This is a genomic window from Bizionia gelidisalsuginis (genome assembly GCF_008086185.1).
Taxonomy (GTDB): Bacteria; Bacteroidota; Bacteroidia; order Flavobacteriales; family Flavobacteriaceae; genus Bizionia; species Bizionia saleffrena.
The window spans coordinates 340,164-359,543 of the sequence record NZ_VSKN01000001.1; the positions used below are offsets into that span (position 1 = coordinate 340,164).

The 19,380-nt window shown below is 33.6% G+C and carries 18 protein-coding genes and 1 riboswitch; of the genes, 3 read left to right on the forward strand and 15 right to left on the reverse strand.

The features are described 5' to 3' along the window. Positions 1-441: 441 nt before the first annotated feature. Positions 442-1,050 (reverse strand): hypothetical protein, encoded by a 609-nt coding sequence (locus ES677_RS01525; RefSeq protein WP_148380223.1) that lies wholly within the window; start codon positions 1,048-1,050, stop codon positions 442-444. An 859-nt stretch (positions 1,051-1,909) separates the two neighbouring features. Here ES677_RS01525 and ES677_RS01530 point away from each other — a divergent pair. Then, positions 1,910-2,368 carry a helix-turn-helix domain-containing protein gene (locus ES677_RS01530; RefSeq protein ID WP_148380224.1) on the forward strand — a complete coding sequence of 153 codons (459 nt, stop codon included), beginning with the start codon at positions 1,910-1,912 and terminating at the stop codon, positions 2,366-2,368. 562 nt (positions 2,369-2,930) lie between these two features. Here ES677_RS01530 and ES677_RS01535 read toward each other — a convergent pair. The 10 genes from ES677_RS01535 to ES677_RS01580 form a co-directional block, all read right to left on the reverse strand. Beyond that, a complete protein-coding gene (locus ES677_RS01535; protein ID WP_148380225.1) occupies positions 2,931-3,614 on the reverse strand; it encodes a hypothetical protein in 684 nt (227 codons plus the stop codon). Positions 3,615-3,633: 19 nt separating this feature from the next. After that, on the reverse strand, positions 3,634-4,005 hold the full coding sequence (locus ES677_RS01540; protein WP_148380226.1) for a hypothetical protein: 372 nt from the start codon (positions 4,003-4,005) through the stop codon (positions 3,634-3,636). 632 nt (positions 4,006-4,637) lie between these two features. Next, positions 4,638-5,213: an outer membrane beta-barrel protein gene (locus ES677_RS01545; protein WP_148380227.1), complete on the reverse strand. Its 576-nt coding sequence runs from the start codon at positions 5,211-5,213 to the stop codon at positions 4,638-4,640. A 333-nt stretch (positions 5,214-5,546) separates the two neighbouring features. Then, positions 5,547-6,602 carry a type I restriction endonuclease gene (locus tag ES677_RS01550; RefSeq protein ID WP_148370357.1) on the reverse strand — a complete coding sequence of 352 codons (1,056 nt, stop codon included), beginning with the start codon at positions 6,600-6,602 and terminating at the stop codon, positions 5,547-5,549. A gap of 283 nt (positions 6,603-6,885) precedes the next feature. Further along, complete coding sequence (locus ES677_RS01555) at positions 6,886-7,131, reverse strand: hypothetical protein (RefSeq protein WP_148370356.1); 246 nt, start codon at positions 7,129-7,131, stop codon at positions 6,886-6,888. A gap of 1 nt (position 7,132) precedes the next feature. Beyond that, a complete protein-coding gene (locus ES677_RS01560) occupies positions 7,133-7,423 on the reverse strand; it encodes a DUF6804 family protein (RefSeq protein WP_148370355.1) in 291 nt (96 codons plus the stop codon). Between the two features lie 131 nt (positions 7,424-7,554). After that, positions 7,555-7,950 (reverse strand): hypothetical protein, encoded by a 396-nt coding sequence (locus tag ES677_RS01565; RefSeq protein WP_148370354.1) that lies wholly within the window; start codon positions 7,948-7,950, stop codon positions 7,555-7,557. Between the two features lie 482 nt (positions 7,951-8,432). Next, positions 8,433-10,976 carry an excinuclease ABC subunit UvrA gene (gene uvrA, locus ES677_RS01570; RefSeq protein WP_148380228.1) on the reverse strand — a complete coding sequence of 848 codons (2,544 nt, stop codon included), beginning with the start codon at positions 10,974-10,976 and terminating at the stop codon, positions 8,433-8,435. Between the two features lie 524 nt (positions 10,977-11,500). Then, a complete protein-coding gene (locus tag ES677_RS01575) occupies positions 11,501-12,364 on the reverse strand; it encodes a formyl transferase (RefSeq protein WP_148380229.1) in 864 nt (287 codons plus the stop codon). 403 nt (positions 12,365-12,767) lie between these two features. Further along, positions 12,768-13,529, reverse strand: coding sequence for a YoaK family protein (locus ES677_RS01580; protein ID WP_148380230.1), 762 nt, complete (start codon positions 13,527-13,529; stop codon positions 12,768-12,770). A 245-nt stretch (positions 13,530-13,774) separates the two neighbouring features. Continuing rightward, positions 13,775-13,839, forward strand: a riboswitch (Fluoride riboswitch). A 38-nt stretch (positions 13,840-13,877) separates the two neighbouring features. Between ES677_RS01580 and ES677_RS01585 the strand changes: the two genes are divergently transcribed. Both ES677_RS01585 and ES677_RS01590 read left to right on the forward strand, forming a co-directional pair. Beyond that, positions 13,878-15,182: a voltage-gated chloride channel family protein gene (locus tag ES677_RS01585; protein WP_148380231.1), complete on the forward strand. Its 1,305-nt coding sequence runs from the start codon at positions 13,878-13,880 to the stop codon at positions 15,180-15,182. Next, the gene (locus ES677_RS01590) at positions 15,179-15,520 is read left to right on the forward strand and encodes a DUF190 domain-containing protein (protein ID WP_148380232.1); all 342 of its coding nucleotides are present in this window, start codon (positions 15,179-15,181) and stop codon (positions 15,518-15,520) included. The genes ES677_RS01585 and ES677_RS01590 overlap by 4 nt, the downstream gene beginning before the upstream one ends. A gap of 264 nt (positions 15,521-15,784) precedes the next feature. On the opposite strand, the gene ES677_RS01595 is transcribed toward ES677_RS01590, so the two are convergent. The 4 genes from ES677_RS01595 to ES677_RS01610 all read right to left on the reverse strand — a co-directional run bounded on the left by ES677_RS01595 (position 15,785) and on the right by ES677_RS01610 (position 19,025). After that, a complete protein-coding gene (locus ES677_RS01595; protein ID WP_148380233.1) occupies positions 15,785-16,384 on the reverse strand; it encodes an RDD family protein in 600 nt (199 codons plus the stop codon). A gap of 139 nt (positions 16,385-16,523) precedes the next feature. Continuing rightward, entirely contained in the window at positions 16,524-17,024 is a 501-nt protein-coding gene (locus ES677_RS01600) for a GDYXXLXY domain-containing protein (protein WP_148380234.1), read from the reverse strand. Further along, positions 17,011-18,087, reverse strand: a complete 1,077-nt coding sequence (locus tag ES677_RS01605) for a DUF4401 domain-containing protein (RefSeq protein WP_148380235.1) — start codon at positions 18,085-18,087, stop codon at positions 17,011-17,013. The genes ES677_RS01600 and ES677_RS01605 overlap by 14 nt, the downstream gene beginning before the upstream one ends. Next, positions 18,075-19,025, reverse strand: a complete 951-nt coding sequence (locus tag ES677_RS01610; protein ID WP_148380236.1) for a DUF2157 domain-containing protein — start codon at positions 19,023-19,025, stop codon at positions 18,075-18,077. The genes ES677_RS01605 and ES677_RS01610 overlap by 13 nt, the downstream gene beginning before the upstream one ends. Positions 19,026-19,380: the final 355 nt, after the last annotated feature.

Here is a 19,380-nt window from a genome sequence, read left to right on the forward strand (position 1 = left end):
AAGCGTTGGTTACTATTTAATAGCGGGAACACTATAGATATTACTTATCCTTTATTATTGTAAAAAATTGTAAATGTGAATGTTTATTAAAAACAGGGTTTAGGTTTTAGTTATGCGGTGTTTTGGTAATTATTGGATGGTGCGGTGTGAGCCGGATTGTGGGGAGTATTTAGTTTGCAATGTTAAAGTCACTTTTTAATATTGCTTATCTAGATTCATATTTATATTATAACTGTATTCTTCGTTTTCTAAGAGTGTCTTTCCAGTATAATCCATTGGTTGAAGAATGAAAGTTTTACACTACGTTACAGCCACGAATTAAGAACATATTGAGGTAATTAGTAATCAATGAAAAATGTAGTCTAACGGATCTATTTAAAGCATAAAAAAGCGCAATTAGTAAACTAACTACGCTTTTTTATAAGTATAACTTTAAATGATTTAAAAAGTGTAACCCACAGACAATCCTGCACGCGCTACCCAATTATCGAACATTTGGTTATCTATATCGCCTTCTCCTTTTCTTTCAATTATCCAAGAGGTACCCACGTGTAAATTAACCGCTACACTCTTAGCTATTAAAAATTTATAGCCTATTTCGGGTGCAAAAAATGAAAGATACTTATACTTACCGCTAAAATTATCTTGTACACCAAAAATGTTTTCTTTGTATACATTATCTTCTTCAAACTTTATAGTTCCTGTGGTAAAGTTAGATCCTGCATAAAACCCTTTATATGCTTCTTTATTAAAATAAGTTCTAAAACCTATTTCTAGACCAATACCAGAACCGTTTACATCTTTTACCGATTGGTTATCGCTTTCTAATTTAGTGCTAACGTAATAAGCTCTTATAACCGTAGATATTTTATATTGGTCATTATTTTCTTGTGCTTTTGCGTGTTCTATAGCTATACCTATATTATTACCAACATCTCCAGATATTTCCAGAGATACTACATTTAAGTCTTTAGCGTTATTTGTCTGGTTGTTTTGTGCGCTTGCAAATGTTGCTGATAGAACAAAGATTGAAAGTAAAATTTTCTTCATAGTTTAAAATAATTTAGTTATTTATTGATTATATGTAATTTGTTTAATTTTTTTTAAGTGATACTTTATGATGTAATTTAGATAGTAACGTAGCAGCAAAGAAGCTTTTGGCAGCATTATAATAGTACATCATTAAGATATCCAATTTACGCTTTGCTTTAACATGATAGTCTATAACACGTGTTTCGCCAATAGGGATATATAAAAATTCTTCTTTATTATTTTTATTTTAATTAGAGTTACCAATTGGGCTTGTATAGTATTGCTTTCTCTTTTTATAAAAGCTTTAAATTTAAAAGTAATTTCATCAAAATTAATATCTACAACCGGCTTTAATGTGTAACTCTCTTTAAGGTCTAAGCCTTTTTATAAGGCTTCTGGATACTCTTCTGTTGCGTACTAGTTTAGCCCAACGTTTTTCAATTTTGTGAACTTTATCATAATCCGTTTTGTTATTTGATATTAAAGCTATTATTATACCGGCCATAATGGGGTGTTATTTATGTTAGCGTATTACTTAATAGCGTTCGCAATATAGATACTACTTATTCTTTATTATTGTAAAAAATCGTAAAAGTGAATGTTTATTAAAAAAGGGTTTAGGTTTTAGTTGTGCGGTGGGTTGGTAATTACTGTATGGTACGGGGAGTGAGCTCTGTACGTATTTTTGTGTGCGGGGTGCATTGGCAATTATTGGGTTGTTAGGTGGGTACTTGATTGTGGGCTTTCTTTTATTTGAAGAATTAGTGTCGCAGAACTGTCATATAACTGTCATAGCAGCGTCTCGTTGCTTTTAAGAGTAAAAAAAAGGTAATACTTATCTTTGTTAAATAATTAATATTAAACACATAGAAAAATTATGAATCCTGATACAATTAATTTAAGAGATACTAAAAAAATGAGATTGGAGCGTCATTGGTCACAAGATCAATTGGCAGAAATGAGTGGCTTAAGTATAAGAACTATTCAGAGAATTGAAAATGGAGAGAATGCGGGTTTAGAATCTTTAAAATCTTTAGCAGCAGTTTTTGAAATTAATATTACTGATTCTGATAAGGCACAGGAAAAGGAACAGATTAGAAAAGAAGAGAAGTACCTTCAAAATGTTAAGGGGCTTTATAAGCTTCTTGCAATTGCAATTTTAAGCTTAGTAGCTCCATTTATTATTGCAGTTAATGACTCATCCAATTGGAGTATTTTTTTATGGATACTTCTTTCTTGGGGCGTAATATTGGGAATTTATTTTCTTAATGTTTTTGACTTCTTTGGAGAAGAATGGAAAAGAAAAATGATTGATAAGAAATTTAAAAAGAAGTAAGAATTTTTTAATTAGGCATACCGTGTGTTCGGCCATTATAGGCCTTTTTAACTTACAGCAAAGTAAGTAAATAAGCTAGAGGGGTGCAATTTTTTCTTTTTCTTATAAAACTTATGAGTTTCTTCATTCTTCATTTTTAGAGAAGCAATACTTATAGGTTTTACTTTTTCATTTATTTATCTATTTTCATTTTTTTTGTAAACTTTTGCTGGAAGAGATTTACTTAAATATATTGTGTTAGTTTTTTTATTAATGAAATAATCAAAATCTGTTATTTACTTTGCCACAATAATTTTTATTGAATTGTAGTTTCGATTTTGCTTGCATTACAGGTAACGTTGTTATATTAGTTACTATTAAACATCTTAATAGCGCCTACAGCGGTATAAGCGTTGGTTGTTATTTTACTATTTAATAGCGGGTACACTATAGGTGCTATTTATTATTGTAAAAAACCATAAATGTGAATGTTTATTAAAACAGGGTTTAGGTGTTAGTTGTGTGGTGGGTTGGTAATTACTGGATGGTGCGGGGTGTGCCGGATTGGCATCAGTTATTTTTTTTAAGAATCGTTTTTAAACACCATTAACTTTACTGTTTTATTGGAAGCTTCTAAAATTAGAATTTTATAATTCTTCCATTGTATTGTTAGTTCTTTTTCTACAGTGGTGTTTAGTGACGTAAACGACACGGTTTTGTGTTCTTCTTCTTCTTCTGATAACGCAATATTATAGGTATTAAAGGCATCTGTATGATTTCCGTTTATATCCTCTGACCATTCTCCAATACACTCTAGAAAGAGAATTTTAAGGGTGCCAATAATGGCTATTTGGCCTAAATTGATAAACATTGGTTTTTTAAAGTCTAATTTTTTAACAACTAATGCAACGTCTTCTTTATTAATTTTTAAATCAAAAGAATAGTTTTTATAAGCTTTTGGATAGTTTGCTTTTTCGCTATTATTAGACGCCTTATAGCACCAAAGAAAAGTAGTGTATTTACTATTGTTTTCTACTACGTTTAATTCTAGTTGTATCTGTGGTGAGTTCTTGTTTATTGGTTTTGATTGTATATATAAATTAACAGGTTCTATGATTATGTTATTAAATGGCGTGCTAGGATTTTTACCTATTTTTAGGGGTATTATAATAGCACTATCTCCCTTATTATTTTCTGATTGTGCATATCCTGTACATTGCATACCTACCAATAGTATAAGCAATAGTTTGGTTTTAAAAAGCGTCATTTTTAGGTGTGATTTACTGTTAAAAAAGTCTGTTAAATTTAAATGTTAACATATAAATAAGCATTCCTGTTGTCACTAATAAATGAATACCGAAGCCAATAAAATTTATGACTTTTACAGCGGTTTTATTATGAAAGCCTATAATGGAGACAAAAGCGAATATTAAAATACAAGCTTCTATAAATAGTGCTAATAGTTCTATAAATTGAAAATTATGTTGTTTTATATTCAGGCTAGTGATGGCCCAAAAAACAAAGGCCCCTATAGTAATACCCATATTTAAATACGACATTATTAACGTTTGTTTGTGCATTTGATACCCGATAATAATGGCTGCTAAATGGCAAATTAAGAGACTAATTAATGCTGTGCTTACGTATATGTCATTCATAACTATGCAATGGTGTTTTTATTTTGTTGCGATTGTAGGTTCCGTTTATATATAAGAGCTGTGGCTTATTAAGGCATACTAACTACTGGATTGTAATATACTTAATTAAAAGCAATAGCAGTTTGCGTTAGTATCTAAACTGCTATTGCTTTTGTATATAGTGTGCCTAGTACGAGCGTTTTTTACTTACTGCACAGTAAATAATTAATCTAGAGGGTTACGTCTCTTATGCGCTGGGGTAACGTCTAGAAGCAGTAGTTAGTTGTAAGGCTGGTAACTGTTAAGTACTATTTTGAGAAAGCGAGATTACAAGATTGGGTATTGACGCCTTTGACTCCGCACAGGATAGACCCCGCAGAAACTGTATAAGCGGCGTGTTTATTAGGGTAAATAATACCATTGCAACGCCCAAAGCGTAGCAAAAGGGTAAGAGTTAGATACGGCAGGGATTGCGTGAGTGAAGGTGTTATTGCCTAGGGAGATTTGTTAAGTTACGAGTTGGTGTAATGAGTAATTATTGAGATGACTGATGAACCGTTATACGAGATTGGTTTTTTTGGTGGTGTGAGAGGCGCACCGGCAATTATAGGGTTGTTTGTTGGGTACTGAATTGGCAAATCGTATTTTATTTGTTATATTTTTATTATAGTTCCTAAATTTATATTTCCACCCTTGTTTTTAATTGAGTAAATTTCATCTTTGTCAACATTATTCATTCCAGATAGAAACTGATAGTCTAATAAAATTCCAATTGTATTATTTATCTTAATTCTATAACCAAGACCTAAATTTATTGCTGTTTGTGTATTTTTTATTGTTGCTCCTAATATATTTTGAGCCATGGAATTATTAGTTCTAAAGCTTTGTATAATTCCAAAATTCAAATTCCATTTTTTTGTTTTTCCAAAATGCCAATTCATATTAAAAGGTATATTTACATAATCTATTTTGAACTCGCTATTATATGTCGTTCCTCCCATTTTCTGATATAACAATCCTGTTTGGATGCTCCAAGTTTTATTCAAATAATAATCTCCATTAATACCGAAGTTTATAGAGTTTAAAGAACTAGATGGATGTCCAGATACATAATATCGAAAGCTAGATTTTCCAATTTTACCAGTTAATTCAATTGTCTGTTTTTCTCTTATTTGAGAGTAAAGATTAGTGGAAATAAATAAAGCTATAAAAAGATAAATGATTTTCATTTGTTGTTCGTTTTGGGATATTACTGCCAACTGAGTTAAATTATTTACTATTAACTGTTATTTGGCTTAGTAAGCGGTATCAACGTTGGTGGTTAATTTTATTACTTATTAGCGTTTGCAATATAGACACTACTTATTCTTTATTATTGTAAAAAATCGTAAATGCGATTGTGGTCTTAAAAAAAAGAACAACTGTGCACTTATCTTTATAACCCGTTTGTTAAGATGTAATAACAGCGTTTTTTTAACAGACTTGTCTAAAAGGCCGGGTAGCTCTTAAAATTATTTTCCCTGGCTAGATACTGCCTCAATACACTTCTCTCAATGATTTTATTATTCTGTAACGTAATTTTCTACGGTGTTTAATAATTGTTTTTCGTAGTTATAGATATCATCGATGCTTTCAATAGGCTCTTTAATTTCTTTTTTATTATCGTCGAAAATACTAATGTATTTATTACCTCCGTTTAGGTGTAGGCGGCAAATCGGTTTTCTATTATTATCGTCCAGCAGAATACCAAAATACGATTGTGTGTCTCGGTGAATAACTCTGTCTTTTGTTAATTTACGTCTAAGAATTGCCACGACAATTTGGTAGGCTTCAATTTCTTCTTCGGTAGTTTCGATTTTGCTTTTTGGTTCGTCTACGACCACTTCCTCTATTTTTTGTTGTTCTACCTCTTTATTTAAAGCAGAATTTAAGCGATCACTCACTTTTTCGCTAATTAACTGTGCAAATGCCTTACTCACTATGTCTTTAAACTCATCTAACACAGTAGCCGTTAGTCTGCCACTGTAAGCTCTGTGCGCAAATAAACGCACAAATTCTTGTGAGGGTGTTTGTAATTCTTGGTCTATAAGGCTTTTAATTTCTCTGGTATATTTTAAATGACTGGCATTGTCGACTATTTTAGAAACATCGAATTTCGACTTGTGGAACTTTTCAATTTCTTTAGCGGTGCTTTCTTTTAGGTTTGTTATATCAAATTCTAAAAATGGTTTTTCATCCATTTTGTTGGTTTCATCGAGATCGGTATAAAAGCGATAAATAATTCCATTTGTAAGCAATGCAAATCTGGTTTTTGTGACGTGAAAATATCTGAATAATTGTGAATTATGGACATCTAAGTCTTGTTTCCAGTTTTTACATTCTACAATTAGTATGGGGTCACCATTTTGAAAGATGGCATAATCTACTTTCTCTCCTTTTTTAAGTCCTAAATCGGCTGTGAATTCAGGGACGACTTCTGTGGGATTAAAAGCATCATAGCCTAAAATATTTATGAAAGGTAAAGTGAAAGCGTGTTTTGTGCTTTCCTCTGTTTCTATTTGGTCTTTTAGCTGTTCAACTTTGTCAGCAAGTGCTTTTAGCTGGTTATATAATTCCATATTTCACGTTTAGTTTAATTGTTGCTTTTAAAAGGGCTACCAAGAAATATCTACAGCATACGAAAGGTATTGTAAGACCATTACTTAGTAGCGAGCTCAATGTAAGTTATCCCTTTTGTCTTTTATTGAGGGAAACCGTAAACGCGAGATTATTCTGTAAAAAAAGAAAAGATAATTTTGTTTTGAGTGGAATATTTAGACTAAACTATTAGAAACGTCATTTAATTACTTGAGTAAAAAAAGCAGACTAAAATACAGGTAAAACGTAATCATTTGCTTTTCTTTAGTTACGTCCAAATACTGAAAATGGTATAGCTAATATTAAATGAGCAAGTGCTATATAGGCATACGTATCATTTTCTCCAAACATTTTAAACATCCAATAAAGTTCAGCCAGGAATGGCAGAAATAACGAAATTAGGCCACTTATAAAACCGCCTTCGGTAAAGGCTATTATTACTGTCCATATGTGGGTTATAATTGCCGTAATAGCAAATACACTGTATAAAGATCCGAAAATTGCTTTCATATTATTTACGTTTTAATGTTAATGATTTAATACCAAATAAAATGGCCACTATTATGTCTATCGGTACCCACACTGATTTATTATTGAAATAAACGGGAATAATAGGATTGAAAAGGATAGCAATTAATCCAAAAACGATTAACCAAAAATTCAGCTCTCCTTGATATTCTTTTACAATAATTGTAACAGCACCAATAGTAACAATTATCCTTAAAAAGGTATAATAGCCAATCGGTAAATTAGCTATACTTAAAAGTAAAAGTCCTGAACAAATTAAAAGGATTGTTTTCATATTTTAATTCATTATTAGTGATTACAGATTGTAAATACAGCTGTTTATATTCTCGAGAGCATTTGTGATAGTTGACGTTTAGTAGTGTTTAATACTCTGTAGTGTTCTTTGTTCGAGTTTTCTTTTAAGATTTATTCATTATAATGAAAAATATAAAATTTATTCTCGTCATTATAAGTTAGATTAATCTTTAAAATATTTCCTCCTTTAAGATATGCTTTCCATTCTGTATCTGATACAATAACATACTTTCTATTATAAGTTTCTACCTGTCCATTTAAGTATGGCATTTCGTCAACTATTTGCATACAAAAATTAGAAAGTTTTGTTTTCTTATCAAAATAGTATATAAAAGTTCCATAAATCATAAATGTGCTAATGTACTTTTCTCCATCATCGTTATATTCAACCTTAAAAGTTTTCTCAGAATGTAAATCCCTAATCTCTTTTTCAGTTGTTCCTAAATGTGCTTGTGCGCTACTTAAAAATGGTAAAAACACAATAAGTAAAAAAAGTAATCTTTTCATTGTCTTAAATTTTAGTATATAAATTTTTATTTTGTCTGGTAACAGCCTATCTACTCATCACCATACAAAACAATCCCTTAAATAGTTTTGCCGGCTGTAGTAGTGTTATTATTAACTATAAAGAAATACCATCAAAAACACAATGCAGGTTCGAAGATTAGTACTTAATAGCGGGCTCAATGTAAGTCATCCCTTTTGTCTTTTATTGAGGGAAACCGTAAAGGCGCGATTATTCTGTAAAAAAAAAGGGGTAGAAAGTAGGGGAGGTAATGAAGTGGTAATAAAGCATGCTGATTTTATTATTAAAGGCTTGTTCGTATTAAAAATGTATTAAAGTCTGTATATGTATGCACTATAAAATGAAAACAGGCTCTAAAGTAGAACCTGTTTTTTTAAGCTTGCGAATTAGGATCGCTTTTATAATTTTTGTTGCGCACTGATGGGGTAGGGACAGTTCCTTAAATAGTAAACCTATTTACCTCTTAATGCTGCCCGTTTAATGTTCTCTCTAAATAAACAGCTGTTTTACTGTGTTTATTTTTAGCAACTTTTTCTGGCGTTCCTTCCGCGATCACTTTTCCACCGTCTTCTCCGGCTCCAGGGCCAATGTCGATAACCCAATCGCTTCCTGCTACTATCTGCATATCGTGCTCTACTACAATTACGGTATTGCCGGCATCGACTAATTTGGCAAGTTGAAGTTGTAATTTTTCTACATCGGTAGGATGCAAGCCGGTAGTTGGCTCGTCTAAAATATAAAGTGTATTGCCACGACTTAGTCGCTGGAGTTCTTTTGCAAGCTTTATTCGCTGTGCTTCTCCACCGGAAAGCTCCGTTGCCGGCTGGCCTAAACGTAAATAACCCAAACCAACTTCTTGCAATACTTTAAGAGGACGGCTTACGCGGTCTTCTTTCTCAAAAAAATTAGTAGCTTCATTTACGGTCATACTAAGAACTTGGGCAATATTTTTGTCGTGATATGTCACTTCTAAAGTTTCGGGATTATACCGTGTGCCGCCACAAACAGAGCAGGGCGCATAGACACTTGGTAGAAATAACAATTCGACCATAACAAAACCTTCCCCCTCACAATTGGAACATCTACCCTTTCCTACATTAAAAGAAAAGCGACCGGCCGTATAATTTCGGGATTTAGCTAATTTTGTTGTTGCAAATAATTTTCGCACCACATCAAATAAGCCGGTGTAGGTCGCAAGGTTTGATCGCGGTGTTCTACCAATTGGTTTCTGATTGACCACAACCATACGCTTTATACTTTCTGAACCTGCAGTAATTTCGCCACCCAGAGTCGCTACAACGTCTTGTTGCAAGTCGTCTTCTGCTTCCTCTTCCTCCGGAGCAATATTTTTTCCTAATTGGGACGACATTAATTCTACCAATACTTGGCTAACCAAACTGCTTTTACCGGAGCCAGACACGCCCGTAACACTCGTTAATACACCTAAAGGAAAGGACGCTTCTAGGTCTACTAAATTATTTCTTGTCACCCCACTTAATGCCAACCATCCAGAAGGTTTTCGGGGTGTGGACTTTTTGAAAGGGAGGGTGTTAAAAAGATGTTGCCTGGTTTTAGATCGCGGACTATTTTCTAAACCGGCCGGTGGACCACTGTACAAAATGTCTCCACCACCATTACCAGCATCGGGACCTACGTCTACTATCCAGTCGGCATGGCGAATAACATCCAACTCATGCTCGACAACAAAAAGCGAATTACCGCAGGCTTTCAATCTGTCTAACGTTTTTAGTAAAGCTTCGGTATCTGCGGGATGGAGTCCTGCAGAAGGCTCGTCTAATACATACACCACTCCAAATAAATTACTACGCACTTGGGTTGCTAGTCTTAAACGCTGATGTTCGCCCGGAGAAAGGGTAGGGGTACTGCGCTCTAAAGATAAATAACCCAGTCCTAATTCCAATAAAACGGCAACTCTTGCCACTAAATCTTCGGCAATGCGTCGTGCTACCATTGCTTTCTCTTGGTGTTTTTCGCTAAATTTAGCTAAACCGGGCGCCGTGCCATCACCATAAGGTGTGAAAATAGTTAGCAACATTTTAAGCGGGAGCCGCGAAATGTCGGCAATATCATAACCGGCAAAAGTCACGGAAAGTGATTCGCGACGTAGGCGTTTACCGTTGCAACTAGGGCATTCGCTACTAAGCATGTATTGCGATACACGCTTTTTCATTAAAGGACTTTGCGTACTAGCAAAAGTATGGAGCACATAGTTTTTTACGCCCGTGAAAGTCCCCATATAACTAGGTTCCTTATTTTGTTTAATGGCAAGCTGTACCGCGTCTCTATCGAGTCCAGGGTATACTGGTACTTGTGGTTTTTCGTTAGTGAATAAGATCCAGTCGCGTTCTTTTTTTGGAAGATCTTTCCACGGGCTATCAATATCGTAGCCTAGAGTAGTTAAAATATTGCGAAAGTTTTGACCTTGCCACGCCTTAGGCCATGCAGCGATAGCTTTTTCCCGAATGGTTAGGGTGTCATCGGGAACCATACTTTTTTCTGTAACTTGGTGCACTCTACCCAATCCGTGGCATTCAGTGCAAGCGCCTTCTATAGTGTTCGTTGAGAATGAATCGGCATACAAAATAGATTGTCCCTTTGGATAATCGCCAGCTCGGGAATACAACATGCGCAACAAGTTCGACAATGTGGTTACAGAGCCCACCGAGGATCGGGTTGTTCCTGAACTTCGGTGTTGCTGTAAGGCAACCGCTGGCGGCAACCCTTCGATCTCATCGACTTCCGGAATGGGCATTTGATGAAAAAGGCGGCGTGCATAAGGCGACACAGATTCTAGATATCTTCGTTGCGCTTCGGCATATAGGGTGCCAAAAGCGAGAGAGGATTTCCCCGACCCAGAAACCCCTGTGAATACTACCAAAGCATCGCGGGGTATTTCTAGACTGACATCTTTAAGGTTATTTTGTCGTGCGCCACGTACAGTAACGAAGCCTTCTTTTGGTGTCTTAATTTCATTCGGTTGTTTCATATTTGCGTTGTGTTCAAAAATTATACCAAGAATAGACCTAATAACCAGGGGTGCCTTTGAAGGTTTTATAAGTGTGTGTGTTAAAATGTTTATGCTCTATTTTGTTGGCAATAAGTTTATTTAGAGCTGTTTGTAAATGTGGGTTACTATTGATTATTGTTAATAAAAACACTAAAAGTGAGATTATATCAAAAAAGGAGAGTGTTTTTATGGCGCCTTTCAATTATGGTCAATGATATCAATAAGCACACCCATTATAATAATTATAACTCTTTATAGATCGGTGCTTTTTAAGCCCTCTGATTTTTCTATTCGTTTTGATTGAAAATTATCTGATTGAATTCTATTTAGTTTCTTACCTTTTGTTGTGCGTTAATAGTATATTTTCGAAGATTTCATTGGCCTCTAAATCGCTTATAACAAGTCGCTTTATTACTATTAATTCCTATTTTGACCTTTTTGTGGTAAAACTTACAGACACAAACTATCTCAAAATCGCATAGGTTCTAGGTGTAATCTTCAATTTATAAGTGATTTTGCTTGCTATCTTTTAGTGCCTTTTTTAAGTGTTGTTTTTCTGTTGTGGATGCGTTTTTAAATATAAAGTGGGTTAGTATCTCAATATAATCATTTTCAGACATTATTTCCATTCCTAAGTTTTTGAGGTCCTCAAAATCTTTTTGTGTTGGAACCGAAAAATAGTGTCCATCGTTAAGATTTTGTTTTTGGGATTTGATTGGACTATCGCTCTTCATTTTTTTTAGAGCCGCAATAATTAATTCCGCTCCTAGAGGGTAGAGTTGTACGATATACCAAAATAAAGATCTGTCTTTATTAACGTTAAGCGTCGCTATGTCTATTATTTCCCCGGTGTCAATGCCATTATTAGGAATGGTGTGCAGTGTACAGCCAATGGTTTTGTTTTGTTCTTTAAGGGCGTGCAAGGTTCCCATAATCCCGCGGTAGTTGGGTAAAATTGCTGAATGTAGATTTAGAATTCCTTTTTTTGGGATTTGAATAATTTCATCTTTAAAGATCTTTCCAAAACGGATTGATATAAAGAGGTCGGGATTGAAATCTTTTATTTTAGCGATGAATTCTGCAGAATTTACTGTCGTACACTTTTCAATGGGAAACGATTTAAAATCCGCATCAAAAAACTCAAAAGCCGTTTCGAGGGGCTGTTCTTTTTGAATTTTTGGGAGGGTATTATAAATATACTCTTTTTCAAAATACTCCAACTGTAATAAATCAGCGGGTTTATTAAGCGGATTTCCGACGGTATCAGAATAGTAGATTTTTACCGTATGGTTTAACAGTTCTTTTTTTAATAGATTGTAAACGATGTTGGCTTCAAGGTCTTTGTTTAGGAATAATACGATGTTCATTTTTTACTGTCGGATTGCTTTTTGTGAGTATTACTTATCAATAGCTTTATTGAATAGCTCTGCGAAGTTTGTAAATAGAGTAATGATGGGCAATATAAGAAATACGGACTCCATTGTGTTGTCGAAACAAAAAATGTGCTATTGAATGAAAGTGGCAGACGGTTTTTTGTGTAAAGGAAACAGATAAGGAGGATAGGGTGGACATAAACCGCCAATAGCTTTTAAGTAAGTTAATGTCTCACAGTCTTCTTTACTGCCTTAAATAAACACCAATGTGTTCCCTTTTAAAGGGAATCGACTTTTCGATTATGCGATTACAATTAATGCCATTCGCTAGCAGAGACGAATTCTTTTTAGTTCTTTACTTGTGTTTAGTTTAGTGTAGTGTAGTGTAGTGAGGGTGTTATTTATTTGATAGTTTTTTACGCGCCCTTTTTTTATAGTTATATTTTCTTTTAGTCTTTATTAATTTATATCTAAAATCGTCGTAAAATAAGCTTATTAGTAAGATTACAGCACCAATAATAAGCGTATTTAATTTCAAATCGGCTGTAGAGTATAACAAGCCACCCAGTAATCCACCAGCAAAAAAGAATGAAATAATATAAATTCTAAGCTTAATATTTGCTTTTAATTTTTCTCTCTGCGGATAAGATTTAGGAAAGAATAACTGAGAAATATCGATACCTAAATCTGTAAACAGACCAGTTAAGTGTGTGGTGCGCACTACGGCATTCGATATTTTTGTTACAAAAGAGTTCTGTAAACCCATTGCAAATAGTAGTAAACAAACAATGACGTTAGGCGATTTAATTTCAATAAAATTGCTTGAGAGTCCGATGGCTATTAAAATGAGCGATTCTATTATTGTGGGGAGAACGAAAACATTAATTTTTCTATTACCTCTATATTTTTCTATGAGTAAACTGGATAAGAAGGATCCGAAAAGAAACGAGAAAATATATAGAAAATAGATGGTACCTTTCCAGAATTTAAAATTGGCAACATCATAAATAAATAGTGCAAAATGACCGGTAACATTCGTGGTTAACTCTTTAAACGATAAAAAGCCTGTAACATTTACAATACCTGCTACAAAAGAGAGTACCGTGGCAATGCGCAGATTGTGTTTTAAAGTCCTACTTTTACCTTGATGTCTAAACATTTTGTTTCATTACATTCTGAATTAAAAATTTCGAATACCGTGTTTTATAAGTGTTTCGCGGTTTTCTAAGAGAGTATAAAATAAAAAGAAGCAAAACACAATGCCTTTATTTCTGATTAAAATAAACGCAGATATTGGAGTTTACTACGGGTTTATAAAGGTATGAAAACACCGATGAATTAAGCACGTTCTTTCAATTCTTTGGGAAATGAGTAATGAAACTTTTTTTTTGTTTATCTTTGCCTGACAAAATTGGCAATGAGGTCTGCCTTAAACCGTTCCGCTTGGAGCTAATGACATCTACTTTTAATGGCTTACGCCACTGTGGAATCATTTATTTAAGGCACTATGAAAGCAAATAGAATTAAAAGTTTTTTATTCTCATTCGAGCAAATCCCCTCTTTTTTATATCTTTTAAAATGGATTTTAATCTGTTTGACTTTAGGCGTTATAGTAGGAAGTATATCTGCTTTTTTCCTATTGAGTTTAGAATGGGCAACACATTGGCGCGAATCTCATTTATGGATTATAGCACTATTACCAGTTGGTGGTTTTATCATTGGTTTATCGTATCATTTATATGGAAATAGTGTCGTAAAAGGCAATAATTTATTACTCGAAGAATTTCATACCCCAAAAAAAATCATTCCTTTTAGAATGGTGCCTCTAGTATTGTTTGGAACTATCTTAACCCATTTATTTGGTGGATCAGCGGGTCGTGAAGGAACAGCGGTGCAAATAGGTGGCGCCATTGCAGATCGATTTACAAAGGTTCTTAAACTGTCAAAACGCGATAGAAAGATTATTTTAATTGCTGGGATTAGTGCCGGATTTGCATCTGTATTTGGAACGCCGTTAGCCGGAGGTATTTTCGCATTGGAAGTTTTAGTCTTAGGAAGATTGCGATTGGATGCCATTATCCCCAGTTTTATGGCTGCGGTTTTTGCTGATTATTTTTGTAGCATTTGGAATATTTCTCATACACAGTACCATATAGATACGATCGCAGAAATGACACCAGTAAATGTACTGTGGTCTTTACTTGCTGGAATTATTTTTGGTCTTGTAGCAATGCTCTTTTCTAAATCTACACATTTTTGGAGTAATCTTTTTAAAAATAATGTAAACTATCCGCCTTTAAGACCGGTTATTGGTGGAACTATACTGGCAATAGCTATTTATTTTGTGGGAACGACAAAATACATAGGGCTCGGTATACCAACAATTGTGGACGCGTTTAATGTAAACCTTAATTCTTACGATTTTTTATTAAAATTAGTATTCACATCCTTTACACTTGGTGCGGGATTTAAAGGTGGAGAAGTAACGCCTTTATTTTTTATTGGTGCTGCCTTAGGTAATGTATTAGTTTGGTTTATTCCTTTGCCAATGGAGTTGCTCGCAGGAATGGGGTTTGTCGCTGTTTTTGCCGGAGCGACTAATACGCCAATAGCGTGTACTATAATGGGAATAGAGCTTTTTGGGATCGAACCAGGTGTTTTTATCGCACTAGCTTGCTGTACAGCCTATCTGTTTTCCGGGCACTCTGGCGTGTATTCTTCTCAAATTATAGGAAGTCCAAAGCATCATCTATTTCTACGTGAAAAAGGCTTGCATTTATCTGAAATTAAAAATAAAAGAACTAAAAAATGAAAGAGTTAATAACCGTAAGAATTTATTTTGAAAACGGACAAAAAATTCAAAATCAGTCCTTTTGGAAAAAAATGTATGCTTCAGATTTTTCAACAGAACTTTTAAAAAAGGCCAAGGCTTTTGGGTTACAACAAGTTTTGCATCTCAATGTGAGTAGGGGGTATTTCAACAATCAGAGTATAATTTGGGGTACAAGTGAAATGCGCCACCTTAAACACCCGCATCTTATTGAAATAATGGACACCCCGTTTAAAATACATCAGTTTCTTGAGGAACAAAAAGAACTGTTACAGGAAATTACAACGGTGATTGTTAAAAACGAGATTTTAATTAAGTAATTACTCGGTGCAACGAGCAGTATTGTTTAAGAAAGTAGTGGGCTTTAGGAACTAAATCCGGAATCCATCTCAAATCAGCTGTAAATATAAGGTTAGTTAAAGCAGAGCCACGCCGAACTTAAATAGAATGGCAACCGCAAAGGAACTGTGTTTGTATTTTTTATTTCGCTTTTAAAATTCCAATTGATTAAAAACCTAAAAAGCTACAACGTGATCTTTAGAAGAAAACGGTAAAGATTAAATAAGGGTTAAAAACGGTTTCTATTAGTACTCTTTTACTGCGCTATCTTTTACCACTTTTGTTTTCGATACATAATCGTGAAATCCGTTGTTGGTAAAGACAAACGAAATGCGGTCGAACGGAATTAAGCGACAAAAGGTGCGATTAATAATCTCGCCACTTTTGGGCTTTTCGCCATTTAGTTTTACCACTTTGGTTTTGGTGATAAACTTACCTACCGTTTTTTGAAACTTTAATTCCATAATAGCGTAATAGGCAAGGTAGGTTCCGAAAATGAGCGCATAAATTAAAAATGAAATCATCGATTGGCTAGAGGGGGCAATAAAGTACTCAATGATAAAGCTTCCTATAAATACTATAATTAACCAAACAATAAAATCGATTGTAAAATTTAAAAGACGAACTCCAGAATCCACACTACTCGTTTTTACTTCTTGCGTTTTTATAAGCGTTGCTTTTTCCTTAAGCTCCTCAAATTCGCTGGTATTAATAGCTCGTTTTTCAATTTCAGAATGTGCAGCTTCTATCGCTGTTGCATTGTAATTTGAAGTGTCGACAGTTACTATTTTTATTAATTCTTCATTAGACCTTTCGGACATCACTTTTGTAAATTCGTTTTCCATTAAAAGGATTGTGGTTTTTTGGGATAAGAGATTTCGGCTATTATAAACAACTAATTTAATACATTAAGAGCGAAAAAAAACCGGATTGTGGTGCGAATTTGTAAATGAGTTTCTATATAATGGTATAAAATAGTTGCGGTTATTCAATTTTATTTCGGTTTTCATCGTACAAGCCCACTAACAAACTGTTGCCTTCCCTGTCTATTTTTAGACCGCCATATTTAGCATTCTCGTACTTTTCTGCCGTGCCCTCTTGAAAGAAGAAAGATTCGGCACCAATAGTAATACCGTTCCATTGTCTCGCGTTGTATTCTATAAGAAACTCTTTTCTGTTAAGCGGAGTTTTATGGTTTTGGAGACGTACTCTTTTAGCAACTTTGTTATCATCTAAAGTAACAACGCAAAAGCCTCTTTTAGAGCTATCCTCATTGTCGTAATTGTCGTTAAGATTGTCTGAGATGGCATAGCGTAAATCCATATAATCGCCTTGCATTAACGAGCGTGGATCTACTGGAGTTAATTCTAATAAAATAAGCGTTCCATCGGTAAGTAAGGTTTCCTTTTTTACTACAGAATTGTTAAATACTACCAATACAATAATAAGGTTTAGTAGTATGATGATCCATTTATATTTTTTCATTAGAATTTAGCTGTTTTGAAGTGAATAGATAGAGTAAAATAAATACCATTCCAGAAGACATTAAAAGGATCGACTTGATTAGCAAGGTGAAATGTAAGTCGTAATAATACTGAATTGTAAAATATATAAAAGCGATTATACCGATGGCTAATCCTGTTTTATAGTTAACCAATACGCTTAATAATATAATTAAAAGTGTGCCAGAAATTGCTGGTAAAAATAGGGTAGAGCTTAGTATTAAAGCACTCAATATGTAAATAATTATTTTCGTTTTAGCCTCTGCGATCTCGTTTATTTTAATAATTATGGATATTAAATATAAAATTATAGCGATTATAGCGACAGACGATAGCCAAAGCATTTGCACGGACTCTGTAGTTAAAATGGTTTCACCAAGAGTGATAAAACCAAATAGCAAAGAGAAAATAAGCGCTGTTTTTAATGGATTATAAAGTTTCGATAGTTTTTTACTTGACACTATTATTTTAGCTTCATTTAGAAAGACATAGGTGAGTAGCAAAGTGCACATTGCAATATATAGATGAACGACAGTGTAAACGTCATTTAAAACGATTAAAGCAAGAAAACCTCCACTAATTATTAGTATAGAAATAAATGAAAACATATAATTCTGAGTAACATACAAAGCGCTAAATGCTATTATTATGAATAGCACAACAATAAAATTATAACCTAAATCCATACCGTATAGGCCAAAAGCTAATAGAATAAAACCAATGGCATACATAGAAAAGCTAATCGTATCGATAATAAGTTTAGAAACTGCTTTGTTTATTGCGGTTGCCGCAATGATAAATGAGGCTCCGAAAATTAAAAGCCCTATTTCAGAGTTATATAAACCAGTAATCGCCAGAAAGCCTATAAAGAAAAGTGATGCAAATAAACCTCCAAAAACAGAAAGTACCTTAATCGCTACACTGGAAGTGTTCTCTACTTTCTGTGTATACTCTTCAAGAATAGCCTCTTCGTTACATTCAAATGTTGCACCTTCCGATAAACGAATCGTATCTAATAAGACCTTTTTATGCGCTAATTTATCCATTTTTTCTGAAGATTGATTAGGTTTTTAATAACTAAGGTTACACTGGTAATAACGAATATGGTAATTAAGAAAAACATACCAAAATCATCAGATAATTTAATGAGCAATGCAGAAATAATAACGATTACACTAAACGGAATCACTGAGAGATAAAAACCATTTCTTGCTTTTAATCCGTACCATATTCCTGCACTATAAGCTAGTAGACTTACTGTAAGTAATACAAATAAAGTACCTTTAGAGTTATCGAATAAACCAAAACTAATACCAATTGTACTTGAAGTAACAACGGCCAATGCTAAGCTATTTGTAAACCAATGTGGCGGTTTTAAGGCGTTATTAATTTTGTTTATAAATAGAGTTGCTATTAAAAACACACTATTACAGGAGAATAGTAAAGTCGTTATAAAAACAAAAGACCAGTTATGTGCTATTTGTTGCGAATATAATACGATTGTGGTGTTTGTTAAGAGGATGAAAATAAGCCACAAAGGAGCGAAATTTGAAACAGCAACCCACAAGGTTATAAGTAAAGTCCAACCCAGAAAAAAGTCGTACGCATTAGCTCCTGTTTGATAAATCTGACCAAAAACTGCAAATAAAACACCTACTAACATTGCTGCGCCAGTAAGTATTATGTTTTTAATATCATGACTTAATTTAGAGAATAAAATTACTAAAGTAGTTGCGGTTATTAAACCTTCAACTAATCCAATTTTAAAGAATTTATCGAGGTGCGCCCAATTGTAAGCAAAAAAGAAAATAATTCCTGCTATTGTAAAGCTAACGCCTAAACTGATAAAGAATAGTCTAAGGAACTTCTGCCAAGCTTCTTTAGTGCTGTAGATGTTTTCTTTAAGCGTTTGGTCTATGTTTTTTACAGACCAATTACTATGTCGACTTATTATTTGGATGTCGTCTCTTTCAATTTTTGCCATTCGTTTAATTATTTGGACCGTTTTATTATAACGCCACAGTGTGATGTGTTATGAGTATCAATTTTTATATAAAAAAAACTAGACGTCACAACAATGCTGATCACTTTGGTAAAGTACTAAAACAGGTGTTTTATATATGTCGTATCTAAATTTTTGTTGTCTTTTGCCTAAAAGAGGTATAAAAACGATTTTGCAATAGCACAAATTATAACCACGACAAAAATTATAGCACCAGCAATTATTTGAAATTTTAAGTAATTGGAGACGGTATCCCAAAACGAATTATTTTTCATAGTTCATAGTAGTGCCTTTAAATTATATAAAGATTGTTTTTTTTGATGGATTCTTGATGTTT

Coding starts and splice junctions, on each gene's coding strand:
- ES677_RS01555 (WP_148370356.1), bottom strand. CDS start 7,131: ATGAAAGCAATTTTCGGATCTTTATACAGTGTATTTGCTATTACGGCA.
- ES677_RS01540 (WP_148380226.1), bottom strand. CDS start 4,005: ATGAATGACATATACGTAAGCACAGCATTAATTAGTCTCTTAATTTGC.
- ES677_RS01560 (WP_148370355.1), bottom strand. CDS start 7,423: ATGAAAACAATCCTTTTAATTTGTTCAGGACTTTTACTTTTAAGTATA.
- ES677_RS01530 (WP_148380224.1), top strand. CDS start 1,910: ATGAATCCTGATACAATTAATTTAAGAGATACTAAAAAAATGAGATTG.
- ES677_RS01605 (WP_148380235.1), bottom strand. CDS start 18,087: ATGGATAAATTAGCGCATAAAAAGGTCTTATTAGATACGATTCGTTTA.
- ES677_RS01535 (WP_148380225.1), bottom strand. CDS start 3,614: ATGACGCTTTTTAAAACCAAACTATTGCTTATACTATTGGTAGGTATG.
- ES677_RS01590 (WP_148380232.1), top strand. CDS start 15,179: ATGAAAGAGTTAATAACCGTAAGAATTTATTTTGAAAACGGACAAAAA.
- uvrA (WP_148380228.1), bottom strand. CDS start 10,976: ATGAAACAACCGAATGAAATTAAGACACCAAAAGAAGGCTTCGTTACT.
- ES677_RS01575 (WP_148380229.1), bottom strand. CDS start 12,364: ATGAACATCGTATTATTCCTAAACAAAGACCTTGAAGCCAACATCGTT.
- ES677_RS01585 (WP_148380231.1), top strand. CDS start 13,878: ATGAAAGCAAATAGAATTAAAAGTTTTTTATTCTCATTCGAGCAAATC.
- ES677_RS01600 (WP_148380234.1), bottom strand. CDS start 17,024: ATGAAAAAATATAAATGGATCATCATACTACTAAACCTTATTATTGTA.
- ES677_RS01545 (WP_148380227.1), bottom strand. CDS start 5,213: ATGAAAATCATTTATCTTTTTATAGCTTTATTTATTTCCACTAATCTT.
- ES677_RS01565 (WP_148370354.1), bottom strand. CDS start 7,950: ATGAAAAGATTACTTTTTTTACTTATTGTGTTTTTACCATTTTTAAGT.
- ES677_RS01610 (WP_148380236.1), bottom strand. CDS start 19,025: ATGGCAAAAATTGAAAGAGACGACATCCAAATAATAAGTCGACATAGT.
- ES677_RS01525 (WP_148380223.1), bottom strand. CDS start 1,050: ATGAAGAAAATTTTACTTTCAATCTTTGTTCTATCAGCAACATTTGCA.
- ES677_RS01550 (WP_148370357.1), bottom strand. CDS start 6,602: ATGGAATTATATAACCAGCTAAAAGCACTTGCTGACAAAGTTGAACAG.
- ES677_RS01580 (WP_148380230.1), bottom strand. CDS start 13,529: ATGTTTAGACATCAAGGTAAAAGTAGGACTTTAAAACACAATCTGCGC.
- ES677_RS01595 (WP_148380233.1), bottom strand. CDS start 16,384: ATGGAAAACGAATTTACAAAAGTGATGTCCGAAAGGTCTAATGAAGAA.